Raw genomic sequence first — 11,859 nt, 5'->3', positions numbered from 1 at the left:
ATGAAGAGGAGGAAGGCTTAATGACGATAGCCGAAACCCAATTAGCCGCTGAACAGGCTAGCCGAGATCAGGATTGGTCCAAGGCGGCAAGTTTGTGGGAGCAGGTGTATCAAGCTCAGCAAACGGCTGCCATCAATTATGAGTTAGTCCAAGCATTGGTGGCTGATCAGCAATACGTGGCGGCAGCTAACTATGCCAGTGAGTTTGAAGCGCAGTATTTAGCAACCGATGCGGCCGCAGATCTGTATTTGAACGCACTGATTGCTAATCATGACTTTATCTCCGCCCGCATCATGGTCAGGGCACGTCCAGCGAGTGCGTGGACGGCAACTGCAATCGCAACTTTAAATGCGGCGGAACGCACGGCTGAGCAAACATTAGGCACGACGCTGACTACGACCATGCGTCATTTCTATCATTTATCTGACCAGCCTGTTCAGAAACAAGTGACAGGCTTACAAGCTGCCCGGCACCTGCCATATGAACGTTATCTAACGGCTGCAAAGTTTCTATTAGTGGATCCATTTTTGCACCCCTTAACACGAGTCGAAGTCCTATATACACTGTACCAATTACAAGTACCAGAAACGGTCAAGATGCAGTGGCTATTGGACGAGCAGATCTTGACACTATGTCCGGCAAAGTTAGTGGCGCTCGGTCAAGATGAAACGAGCAAGGCCGTTTACCGTGTTTTGGAAGCGCGGCTTGGTGACCGAGATGTTTTTCTATATGAAAGCTTACGAGAACTTTTACAATTGCAATTAATGTATTTATATCCTCGCGCCGCACAGGTTATTACTGATGCCACGGCTTGGATCAATATTTTGATCAGTCAGCAAACGGGGGACCCGCTAACGGAGCCCAATGATCAAACTGAAAAAATGATGAAAGTACAACAAAAAATTCAGCAATTTAGCCTTGATTTACAATCATAAGCGTGCGTAATAAGAATTTACTAACAAAAATTCAATTTTTTGAATAATATCTGTTTACAAATCAGATTAGGCTATATATAATATTTAAGGATTCTCAGTGATGGGTGCGCGATTTGGCCTTTTCACTAGGATGTAGTATAATACTAACTAAAGAATTGTTGAGACCATTTTGGCCTCGGCACTATTCTTGCGAAAATCACAGGAGGTTTCATTAATGGCAAAAGAACATTATGAAAGAACAAAACCCCATGTAAACATTGGTACTATTGGCCACGTTGACCATGGGAAGACTACTTTGACCGCTGCAATCACTAAGGTATTAGCATCTAAGGGCTTGGCTAAAGAACAAGACTTTGCTTCTATCGATGCTGCTCCGGAAGAACGTGAACGTGGTATTACTATCAACACTGCCCACGTTGAATACGAAACTGAAAAGCGTCATTACGCTCATATCGATGCCCCAGGACATGCTGACTACGTTAAGAACATGATCACTGGTGCCGCTCAAATGGACGGTGCGATCTTAGTTGTTGCCGCAACTGATGGTCCTATGCCACAAACGCGTGAACACATCCTCTTGGCTCGCCAAGTTGGTGTTGACTATATCGTTGTCTTCTTAAACAAGACCGATCTTGTTGACGATGACGAATTAGTTGACTTGGTTGAAATGGAAGTACGTGAATTACTTTCAGAATACGATTTTCCTGGTGACGATATTCCTGTTATCCGTGGTTCAGCGCTTAAAGCACTTGAAGGCGACCCAGAACAAGAAAAGGTTATCATGCACTTAATGGATGTTGTTGATGAATACATCCCAACTCCAGTTCGTGATACTGAAAAGCCTTTCTTGATGCCTGTTGAAGACGTCTTCTCAATCACTGGTCGTGGGACTGTTGCTTCTGGTCGTATCGATCGTGGGACTGTTAAGGTCGGCGACGAAGTTGAAATCGTTGGTTTACACGAAGATGTTCTTAAGTCAACTGTTACGGGTCTTGAAATGTTCCGTAAGACGCTTGACTTAGGTGAAGCCGGGGATAACGTTGGTGCGTTATTACGTGGTGTTAACCGTGAACAAGTTGTTCGTGGCCAAGTTTTGGCTAAGCCAGGTTCGATCCAAACCCACAAGAAGTTCAAGGGTGAAGTTTATATCTTGAGCAAAGAAGAAGGTGGCCGTCATACGCCATTCTTCTCAAACTATCGTCCACAATTCTACTTCCACACCACTGATATCACTGGTGTTATTGAATTGCCAGACGGCGTTGAAATGGTTATGCCTGGTGACAACGTAACGTTCACTGTTGAATTGATTCAACCAGCTGCCATCGAAAAGGGTACCAAGTTCACGGTTCGTGAAGGTGGTCATACTGTCGGTGCCGGTGTTGTTTCAGAAATTGATGACTAATCTCTAACTGATTTTCATTGATTGATCTAAGCGACTTGGAAGTCTTCTTCCAGGTCGCTTTTTTTAAGAAAAATATACAATAAATCGCGAGCTTACGCGCTTTTTTGGCCAATTCGGTTTACTTTACGGTGTCGATAGGTTAAACTTAACAAGTATGCAATTGACTAGAATTGTAGAAATTATAATGTTTCGGAGGGAATACAATGGCTGCAAAGTGGGAAAAGAAAGAAGGCAACCAAGGCGAATTAACATTCGAAATTGGTGCTGATAAAATTAGCGAAGGTATCGACAAGGCCTTCCAACGGACTAAAAAGAACTTAAACGTTCCTGGTTTCCGTAAGGGTAAGGTTCCACGTCAAATCTTCAATCAAATGTACGGTGAAGAAGCACTTTATCAAGATGCTTTAAACATCGTGCTCCCAGAGGCATATGAAGAAGCAATCAAGGAAACTGAAATCGAACCAGTTGATCAACCTCAAATCGATGTTGACAGCATGGAAAAAGGTAAGCCTTGGGTATTAAAGGCCGTTGTAACGGTTAAACCAGAAGTTACGCTTGGCCAATACAAAGAACTTAGTGTAACGCGTCAAAACACACGGGTTTATGCTAAGGACGTTGACGCCGAATTAGAATCACGGCGTGAAAAACAAGCTGAATTAGTTCTGAAGGAAGACCAACCAGCCGCTAAAGGCGATACTGTCGTTATCGACTTCAAAGGATTCGTTGATGGCGAACCATTTGAAGGTGGCGAATCTGAAAACTATTCACTTGAATTAGGTTCTAACTCATTCATCCCTGGCTTCGAAGACCAATTAGTTGGTGTCAAGGCTGGCGACGAAACTGAAGTTAAGGTAACCTTCCCTAAGGACTACCAAGCCGAAGACTTACAAGACAAAGAAGCCACTTTTAAAGTGACGGTTCATGAAGTCAAGACTAAGGAACTCCCTGAATTAGATGATGAATTTGCCAAGGATGTTGACGAAGACGTTGACACACTTGAAGAATTAAAAGCTAAGATCAAGGACGAACTTAAGGAACAAAAAGAATCCGCTGCACATGATGCTATTGAAGACGAAGCTTTAAACCAAGCCGTTGACAATGCTGAAATCCAAGCAATTCCTGATGCCATGAAGGAAGACGACATTCATCGTCAAATGGATCAGTATTTGGCTAACATGCAACAACAAGGTATCGATCCAAAGACTTACTACAAGTTGACTGGTACTACTGAAGATGACTTACACAAGCAATTTGCTGCTGATGCAGAACGCCGGGTCAAGACTAACTTGGTCTTAGAAGCGGTCGTTGAAGCTGAAAACATCAAACCATCTAAGGATGAAATTGCTGCGGAAGTTAAGGATTTAGCTAGTCAATACAACATGGAAGAAAGTGCCGTTCGTGGTGCTTTAACTGATGACATGTTGTCACACGACATTGCAATCCGCCAAGCCGTTGATTTGATTGCCAACTCTGCTAAGCAAAATGCTAAAGCGGAAGACAAAAAAGATGACAGCGACAAGGACTAATTAGATACAAATTGGGGGTCTTGGAAGATTAATGCTTCCAAGACCCTTTTACATAGCATCAGCTAATCATAATATTAATTTGATTGCTATTTCGCTGATAATGGCGACTTTCTGTGATAATCATTCGGTTTTCAAAGTGGTTAGCCAACTGATTGAACAAATAATTTCGGGTTTAGGTTCGTCCATGTTATAGTAGTGGACGTAGAAGACAGTGCCTAAGCTGGTTTTAGCTTAGTTTTTCTGTTATGATTAATCCATGTAAATACATCGATGAGGTGAGAATGAATGTTTGAAAATACCGAGACAAACGGCCCTGTGAATTGCTCATTTTGTGGTAAATCACAAGATCAAGTTAAAAAGATCGTGGCTGGCCCCGGCGTTTATATCTGTAATGAATGTATCGATTTATGTAAAGAAATTATCGATGAAGAGTTTAGCGAAGAACAAACCCATGAATTGACAGATATCCCAACGCCAAAGGAAATTGTAGACGAGTTAGACCAATACGTGATCGGCCAAAATGAAGCTAAGCGGACCCTATCAGTTGCGGTTTATAACCACTACAAGCGAGTTAAAGCCATGGCTGATAATGATGAAGAGACCGAAGATGGCCCCGAATTACAAAAAAGTAATATTAGCTTAGTTGGGCCAACCGGTTCTGGGAAGACCTTCTTAGCTCAGAGTTTAGCTCGCATTCTGGATGTGCCATTTGCCATTGCAGATGCGACGACTTTGACCGAAGCCGGCTATGTTGGTGAAGATGTTGAAAACATTTTACTGAAGTTACTGCAAAATGCAGATTACGACGTTGAACGTGCTGAAAAAGGGATTATTTATATCGATGAAATCGATAAGATCGCCAAGAAGAGCGAAAATGTTTCAATCACACGAGATGTTTCCGGCGAAGGGGTTCAACAAGCCCTCTTGAAGATTTTGGAAGGAACGATTGCGAACGTGCCACCGCAGGGCGGTCGTAAGCATCCCCAACAAGAGTTCATTCAAATTGATACGACCAACATTTTATTCATTGTTGGTGGGGCTTTTGATGGAATCGAAGACATCGTTAAACGTCGCTTAGGCGATAAGACGATTGGCTTCGGTACAGACACTGATGGTAAGAATGCCGTCTTAGATGATTCTAAGAGCCTCATGCAACAGGTTGTCCCTGAAGACCTCTTACAATTTGGTTTGATTCCTGAATTTATCGGCCGTCTTCCAATCCTGACTGCACTAGAACGTTTAACTGAGGATGACTTGGTCCGGATCTTAACGGAACCGAAGAATGCGCTCGTTAAGCAATATCAACGGTTAATCGCGTTAGACGGTGCGGAATTAGACTTTAACGATGACGCTTTACGTGCGATCGCACAGGAAGCCTTGGCACGTAACACTGGTGCCCGGGGGTTGCGTTCGATTATCGAAGACACGATGCGGGATATTATGTATGACATTCCGAGTCGTGAAGATGTTAAAAAGGTGATTATTACTCGTGAAACGGTTGCTGATCACGCCGAACCAGAACTAGTTTTGGCTGATCAAAAAGCTTCCTAATATTTCGTTCAGCCAATTAATAGACAGTTACTCAGGACCGCGATGAGTTATCATTCGCGGTCCTGAGTGCTGTTTAAATTGAATTTGAGCGTGGAAGCGAATCCGCCATAAAAACTATGGTAGAATGAATGCAATACGATTGCAGAAGGAGTTAATTCGATGGAAGTGCATAACGTTGAACTTGTCATGAGCGCGGTGGCGCCAAGCCAGTACCCGACTACTGGGTTTCCAGAAATTGGGTTAGCGGGGCGCTCCAATGTCGGAAAATCGTCCCTGATTAATGTGTTGATTAACCGAAATAGCTATGCGCGGACGTCTAGTCAACCGGGGAAGACCCAAACATTGAACTTTTATAAAGTTGAAGATCAATTATACTTTGTCGATGTTCCAGGATACGGTTATGCCAAGGTATCTAAGAAGGAACGCGAGAAGTGGGGTCAAATGATTGAGACGTATCTGACAAGCCGAGAGACGCTGCGTGGCGTGGTTATTCTGGTGGATGCGCGCCATGCCCCAACTAAGGACGACGTCGCGATGTACGAGTGGATGCGCTATTATGAGATGCCATTGCTGGTCGTGGCTACGAAGAGTGATAAGATTCCGCGCGGTAAGTGGAACAAACAGGAGAGTTTAATCAAAAAGACGCTTAACTTCCAAGCTGATGACGATTTTATTGCGTTTTCAGCTAAGACCAAAGAAGGCAAGGATGCCGTTTGGCAATGGATCGAAGCGCACACGGTAGGAGGCAACTAACTTGGAATTTAATGAGTATCAGTCGTTAGCAAATCGGACGCTATATGGAAATGAGCAGGTGCTGACGAATTTGTCGCTAGGCTTAGCTTCAGAGACTGGTCAAGTCGTGGACTTAGTCAAAAAGTATACGTTTCACGGTGAAAGCTTGAATAAAGACCAGCTGACGAAACAGATGGGCGATGTGTTATGGTACTTATCACAAGTTGCCGAATGGGCGGATATTCCGTTCGAAGAAGTGGCACAGCAAAATATTGTTAAACTCAACGATAAGTATCCGAATGGCAAACCAGTTAAATAGTCAGTCAAGAGTGGACGAACCAGGAAAGTTGACCTGCCAACAGGTCATGCGGGGCGTCGACTCTTTTTTTGTGACGAACGACTGCGTGAGCCGCGAGTTTTCAGGACGAGGTCTCAATTTTTATAACCGTGTCATTATTGATTTCTGTCATTTTGTCCTTTTCTAGGTAAATTAATTGCATTTGCAGTTGAAATAGCGTAAATTAAAGATTGTAAAAGAGTTGTGCACAACTTAATTCTCTTGAAAACGAAAGGATGCTTAACTATGAAGATTAATATCAAAGACGATGCTCAAGCCTACCTTGCGGATAAGATTCCAGCAGGAAGCCAAGTAATCTTAACAACTGATGATGGTTCTAATAAATATTCGAGTTTGGGCGGCAGCTGTGCCATTGGTAATAAGTTTCAGTTAGTAATTCTTAAAGACGCCGATCCCGACTATACCACGCCATTAGAAAATAATGCTGGTTATGTGATGCACGTTGCCCCGGCTGATGAAGCTTACTTGGGGAACGGCCTCAACATTTCTCGCTGGCATAATGCTTTAGCGCTCAAGGATGATAGCGGGATGCTCGACGGGGCTTTGGCGGTCGTTGACTGGCGCGATGTTTCACCAGAAACGGAAGCAGAGCGGCGTGAAAAGATGCAAACGATCGGGACTAAAATTTGCTAACATAGTAATTCAAATCAAAACGCGATGGCTAACTGCCATCGCGTTTTTTTGACTGCTATTTATGGGCGTCCTTTTTATCAGCTACCTTATTTTCTTGGCGCTTGGCATGTTCGTCAATGGTATCCTGAACTGCTTTAGTGGTGAGTTTATCCTTATCGTCAGGACCAATGGCAAACTTGTCGAATAGCTTATCAAGGTTATCTTGACGCTGTACTTTTAAACTCATAAAATCATTCCTTTCGATTACCGCCTATCATAGCAAATTTCTGACAATTTGTCAGTTATTCGTCATTTATGCATAAAATTAGGGCTTGTCCGTGTATAAACGCCCTTGTTGTGCATAAAATAAAGAAATCTTCAAAAATACTTGCATAAATAATCATATGCGGTTATACTTTATTCTTGTAAATTACAAAACAAGGAGAATACCTATGAAAAAAAGATTTGGGTGGTTTTTAGCCATTATTGTGGCCCTGATCATGACCGTCGTCCCACTTGGACAGACGCAACATGCGCAAGCGGCCGATAATTCATTAGAACAAATTCAGAAAAAGGGCGTCTTAGTCATGGGGACGTCGCCTGATTATCCACCGTATGAGTTTCAAGCCACAGTCAACGGTAAGAGCAAGATCGTTGGGATGGATGTTCAGATCGGGAAACAGGTTGCCAAGGACCTAGGCGTGAAGTTGAAGATCAAATCCATGTCATTTGACTCACTGTTGGTGGCCCTCCAAACTGGCAAGATCGATATGATTATTTCTGGGATGAACCCGACCCCTTCACGGCGGAAAAATGTTGATTTTACCCATGTTTATTATCAGGGTGGCTACGATATTGTCATCAATAAGACTGATAAGGCTAAGTACAAGAATAAGAATTCGTTCAAGAATGGCACGTTGGGTGCCCAAACTGGGACGACTCAATATAATGCCGTCAAAAACCAAACGACTGCCAAGGCTAAAGGGATGACTTCACAATCTGATCTGATTTTGGCACTTCAGAGTCACAAAGTTGATGGGGTGGCGATGGAAAAGCCTTCTGCGGAAGCCTATGTTGCCAACAATAAGAGTTTGGTCGCTATTCCTAGTGACTTCAACATGAGCTCTAGTGCAACGAGCTCGGCGATCGCATTTCGGAAAGGGTCAACTAGTCTCGTTAACAAAGTCAACAAGACCGTTGATCGGATCAAGAAGCGGAACCTCGTTAAGAAGCAATACTTACCGGCTGCCGGCAAGTATTTGAAGACCAATACCGTTAATACGTCAATGGGGCATTACTGGAAGGCGTTCGCCACCGGGATCGAATATACGTTAATCATTACGGTTTGCTCCGTTTTCTTCGGTTTTATCATCGGTATTTTATTGGCATTAGCACGGATGGCTAAGGGTAATCCGCTTAAGACTGCCATTCGGTGGTTAGCGACCGCGTACGTTGAATTTATTCGTGGGACCCCAATGATGGTCCAAGTGATGTTTGTGTACTTCGGACTTGGGTTATTCGTCAATTTACCAGCACTGACTTCTGGGATTATTGCGATTTCCTTGAACTCTGGTGCGTACGTTGCTGAATATATTCGTGGCGGGATTAATTCCGTCGATGTTGGGCAGACGGAAGCTGCTCGGAGCTTGGGGATGTCCAACGGTGAAACGATGCGTTACGTGGTCTTACCACAAGCCTTGAAGAATATTTGGCCATCACTTGGTAATGAATTTATTACGTTGATCAAGGATAGCTCGATTGTTTCGATTATCGGGGTCACTGAATTAATTTATCAAAGTAACATTGTTCGTTCAGATACGTACCGGGGGGTCGCACCGATCGTTGTTATCATGGTGCTATACTTCATCTTAACCTTTACCGCTTCACGGATCCTGAACTACTTCGAAAGGAGAATGCAACATGACTAAACCAGTAATTGAAGTTAAAGACCTTGCGAAGAGCTTCGGTGAAAACGACGTCTTGAAGGATATTACAGAAAAAGTTGAACCCGGTCAGGTGATCGTGGTGATTGGTCCTTCTGGTGGGGGGAAAAGTACCTTCTTACGGTGCTTGAACCTACTGGAGACACCGACAAGTGGTCAAGTCGCTTTCGAAGGTCAAGATCTCACGACGTTGGATACCAAGAGCGTTAACGCGCTTCGTGAAAAAATGGGAATGGTTTTCCAAGGGTTTAACCTATTTCCCAATATGACTGTCTTGGAAAACATTAAACTGGCGCCGATGAAGGTCAAGCACGTCGATGACGCAGCGGCCACTAAGCAGGCGCATGAATTATTGCAACGCGTTGGGTTGGACGATCACGCGGATGCCTTTCCAAGTAGTCTCTCAGGTGGCCAGGCACAACGGGTGGCGATTGCCCGCGCATTGGCGATGAACCCTGAAGTGATGCTGTTTGATGAACCAACGTCGGCACTTGATCCTGAAATGGTTGGAGAAGTGTTGAACGTTATGCAAGAATTGGCCAAGGATGGGATGACCATGGTCGTGGTCACTCACGAAATGGGTTTTGCTAAGTCAGTGGCAGACCGAATCTGGTTCATGGCTGATGGCTATATTCAAGAGAATAATACGCCTGAGGAATTCTTTGCGAACCCGCAAACAGAACGGGCCCAAGATTTTCTTTCTAAAATTTTGATGTAAACCACACGTAACCGGTAATCAGCTTAGCTGCTGATTACCGTTTTTTTGTAACACTGTGATCGGTAGTGACAGCGACGAATGGTCGGATCATAATAAAAATCATATTTCCGGGCTGTTTGGTTGAGTGCCGTGCTGGCGGGCGGTATACTATTAATGCTAATCTAAGCGAAGGGAAGGTGTATTATGGCATCCGCGCATATTGAACATAAATTATCCTTGTTACCGGACTTACCAGGGTGTTATCTGATGAAGAACTTAAATAGTCAGATCATTTATGTGGGTAAGGCCAAGAACTTGAAAAATCGGGTGCGCTCATATTTTAAAAGTAGCCATACTGGTAAGACCGCGCGGTTAGTATCTGAGATTGCGGACTTTGAGTTTATTGTGACTTCGACGGATAAGGAAGCCTTTCTGTTAGAAATTACGTTAATTCAAAAGCATCAGCCGTACTTTAATATTAAATTAAAAAAGGGGACCGGTTATCCGTATATTAAGATTACCAATGAACGGGACCCCCAGATTCTGATCGTCAGTGATGTTCGTAAAGACGGTGGCTACTATTTTGGCCCGTATCCCAACGTTTACGCGGCTCAGGAAACGGTCAATTTTATCCAGAAGGTCTATCCGCTGCGGCGTTGTCATGGTTTCCAGAAGCGGCCGTGTCTCTATTACCATATGGGCCAATGCTTGGGAGCTTGCTTCAAAACGGTGCCGGTGGCAGAATATGACGCGCAAATCAAGCGGATCAAGTCCTTTTTGAATGGTCACGTTGAAACGGTCAAGAAGCAGTTAACTAAACGAATGGATCAGGCGGCCGCTGACTTAGAATTTGAACGAGCGGCTGAACTACGTGATCAACTGAATTATATTGAAATGACAGTTGAAAAGCAGAAAATTATTTCAAACGATAATACGCCCCGCGACCTGTTTAATTTCTATCTTGATAAAGGCTGGCTTTCGATTCAGGTCTTCTTTATTCGGCAAGCGCGGTTGATGAAGCGCGAGAAACGCTTGTTCCCAGTAGTGTCAACTGCACCTGAAGAAATGACGAGCTTTATCTTGCAATTTTATAATCGCAAAAATAACGTTCTACCACGCGAAGTTTTAGTCCCCAACGGTCTTGATAAGCAGGTCCTGAGTGACATTCTCGGAATTCCGGTAAGGACCCCTCAACGCGGCCAGAAAAAGGATTTGCTGGACATGGCCCAAAAAAATGCCCGCATCGTCTTGGAGGAGAAGTTCCGGCTATTAGAGTTGGATGAGCGCAAGACGACGGGGGCGATGCAAGAAATCACGGATGCTTTAGGCATTCCCGCTGGTCATAAGATAGAAGCTTTTGACCACTCGCATATTCAGGGGGCCGACTTGGTTTCCGCCATGGTCGTTTTCACGGACGGGCAGCCGAATAAAAAATTGTATCGGAAATATAAGTTGCGGACGGTCGATCATGCGGATGAAGCCGCATCGACTCGTGAAGTGATTCGACGGCGTTATACACGGCTACTGAAGGAGCATGCGGCGTTGCCTGATCTGATTTTGATGGATGGTGGCGAAATTCAGCTGGAAGCCGCTAAGGACGTTTTAGAGAACGAATTAGGGATTGCAACGCCGGTCGCGGCGATGGTCAAAAACGACCATCATAAGACGGCGGACTTACTCGCTTCTGCAGGTGATCAGCATTTGCATCTAGATCCGAAGAGTCAAGGATTTTATTTATTACAACGGATTCAAGATGAAGTGCACCGCTTTGCCATTACGTTCCACCGACAAGTCCATACCAAACATTCATTGAGTTCGCGCCTGGATGAGATTCCCGGTGTTGGGCCGAAGACGCGTAATAAGTTGTTGCGTAAGTTCGGCTCGATGAGCAAGATTGCCGGGGCCTCCCTTGAAGAGATTCAGGATTTGGGCATTGCTAAGAATGTCGCACAAACCGTCAAATTTTCATTAGCTGGCGGTGGGGTCACACCGAAGCATTATCAAAAGGGCGCCACATAATAGCTATTTGGTTAACTAAACCAATTAATACGAAGAAGACCACCTATTTTTTTAACTGGGTGGTCTTTTTGATACTTGAAAACA

General features: G+C 44.1%; 11 protein-coding genes. 10 read left to right on the top strand and 1 reads right to left on the bottom strand.

The window, feature by feature from the left end; genetic code table 11:
• The first annotated feature begins 20 nt into the window (after positions 1–20).
• The 7 genes from V7R88_RS08180 (at position 21) to V7R88_RS08150 (ending at position 7,137) form a co-directional block, all read left to right on the top strand.
• Complete coding sequence (locus tag V7R88_RS08180) at positions 21–935, top strand: hypothetical protein (protein ID WP_057717499.1); 915 nt, start codon at positions 21–23, stop codon at positions 933–935.
• A 214-nt stretch (positions 936–1,149) separates the two neighbouring features.
• Positions 1,150–2,337: an elongation factor Tu gene (tuf, locus tag V7R88_RS08175; protein ID WP_003640798.1), complete on the top strand. Its 1,188-nt coding sequence runs from the start codon at positions 1,150–1,152 to the stop codon at positions 2,335–2,337.
• A 203-nt stretch (positions 2,338–2,540) separates the two neighbouring features.
• Positions 2,541–3,863 (top strand): trigger factor, encoded by a 1,323-nt coding sequence (gene tig, locus V7R88_RS08170; protein WP_054396474.1) that lies wholly within the window; start codon positions 2,541–2,543, stop codon positions 3,861–3,863.
• Positions 3,864–4,148: 285 nt separating this feature from the next.
• A complete protein-coding gene (gene clpX / locus V7R88_RS08165; RefSeq protein ID WP_003640796.1) occupies positions 4,149–5,414 on the top strand; it encodes an ATP-dependent Clp protease ATP-binding subunit ClpX in 1,266 nt (421 codons plus the stop codon).
• A gap of 159 nt (positions 5,415–5,573) precedes the next feature.
• A complete protein-coding gene (gene yihA, locus V7R88_RS08160) occupies positions 5,574–6,167 on the top strand; it encodes a ribosome biogenesis GTP-binding protein YihA/YsxC (RefSeq protein WP_054396476.1) in 594 nt (197 codons plus the stop codon).
• Position 6,168: 1 nt separating this feature from the next.
• The gene (locus V7R88_RS08155; RefSeq protein ID WP_054396479.1) at positions 6,169–6,465 is read left to right on the top strand and encodes a nucleoside triphosphate pyrophosphohydrolase family protein; all 297 of its coding nucleotides are present in this window, start codon (positions 6,169–6,171) and stop codon (positions 6,463–6,465) included.
• A 264-nt stretch (positions 6,466–6,729) separates the two neighbouring features.
• Positions 6,730–7,137: an iron-sulfur cluster biosynthesis family protein gene (locus tag V7R88_RS08150; protein WP_050338448.1), complete on the top strand. Its 408-nt coding sequence runs from the start codon at positions 6,730–6,732 to the stop codon at positions 7,135–7,137.
• 55 nt (positions 7,138–7,192) lie between these two features.
• Here the strand turns inward: V7R88_RS08150 and V7R88_RS08145 are convergent, their stop codons facing one another.
• Positions 7,193–7,363 (bottom strand): SPJ_0845 family protein, encoded by a 171-nt coding sequence (locus V7R88_RS08145; RefSeq protein ID WP_072535328.1) that lies wholly within the window; start codon positions 7,361–7,363, stop codon positions 7,193–7,195.
• A gap of 205 nt (positions 7,364–7,568) precedes the next feature.
• Here V7R88_RS08145 and V7R88_RS08140 point away from each other — a divergent pair, with 205 nt between their 5' ends.
• The 3 genes from V7R88_RS08140 (at position 7,569) to uvrC (ending at position 11,775) form a co-directional block, all read left to right on the top strand.
• Positions 7,569–9,044, top strand: coding sequence for an ABC transporter substrate-binding protein/permease (locus tag V7R88_RS08140; RefSeq protein ID WP_057717500.1), 1,476 nt, complete (start codon positions 7,569–7,571; stop codon positions 9,042–9,044).
• Positions 9,037–9,777 (top strand): amino acid ABC transporter ATP-binding protein, encoded by a 741-nt coding sequence (locus V7R88_RS08135; RefSeq protein WP_003640790.1) that lies wholly within the window; start codon positions 9,037–9,039, stop codon positions 9,775–9,777. Before V7R88_RS08140 ends, V7R88_RS08135 begins: the two co-directional genes overlap by 8 nt.
• 183 nt (positions 9,778–9,960) lie before the next feature.
• A complete protein-coding gene (gene uvrC, locus V7R88_RS08130; protein ID WP_057717501.1) occupies positions 9,961–11,775 on the top strand; it encodes an excinuclease ABC subunit UvrC in 1,815 nt (604 codons plus the stop codon).
• Positions 11,776–11,859 lie beyond the last annotated feature (84 nt).

It is taken from the genome of Lactiplantibacillus argentoratensis (genome assembly GCF_037290055.1).
Taxonomy (GTDB): Bacteria; Bacillota; Bacilli; order Lactobacillales; family Lactobacillaceae; genus Lactiplantibacillus; species Lactiplantibacillus plantarum.
Note: the sequence above shows the minus strand (reverse complement) of the source record. Positions and strands in the feature narration are given on the sequence as shown.

Excerpts from the sequence above, each read along its gene's own strand:
- V7R88_RS08135 (WP_003640790.1), top strand. The coding sequence starts at position 9,037 with ATGACTAAACCAGTAATTGAAGTTAAAGACCTTGCGAAGAGCTTCGGT.
- uvrC (WP_057717501.1), top strand. The coding sequence starts at position 9,961 with ATGGCATCCGCGCATATTGAACATAAATTATCCTTGTTACCGGACTTA.
- V7R88_RS08180 (WP_057717499.1), top strand. The coding sequence starts at position 21 with ATGACGATAGCCGAAACCCAATTAGCCGCTGAACAGGCTAGCCGAGAT.
- V7R88_RS08145 (WP_072535328.1), bottom strand. The coding sequence starts at position 7,363 with ATGAGTTTAAAAGTACAGCGTCAAGATAACCTTGATAAGCTATTCGAC.
- V7R88_RS08150 (WP_050338448.1), top strand. The coding sequence starts at position 6,730 with ATGAAGATTAATATCAAAGACGATGCTCAAGCCTACCTTGCGGATAAG.
- V7R88_RS08140 (WP_057717500.1), top strand. The coding sequence starts at position 7,569 with ATGAAAAAAAGATTTGGGTGGTTTTTAGCCATTATTGTGGCCCTGATC.
- tuf (WP_003640798.1), top strand. The coding sequence starts at position 1,150 with ATGGCAAAAGAACATTATGAAAGAACAAAACCCCATGTAAACATTGGT.
- tig (WP_054396474.1), top strand. The coding sequence starts at position 2,541 with ATGGCTGCAAAGTGGGAAAAGAAAGAAGGCAACCAAGGCGAATTAACA.
- yihA (WP_054396476.1), top strand. The coding sequence starts at position 5,574 with ATGGAAGTGCATAACGTTGAACTTGTCATGAGCGCGGTGGCGCCAAGC.
- clpX (WP_003640796.1), top strand. The coding sequence starts at position 4,149 with ATGTTTGAAAATACCGAGACAAACGGCCCTGTGAATTGCTCATTTTGT.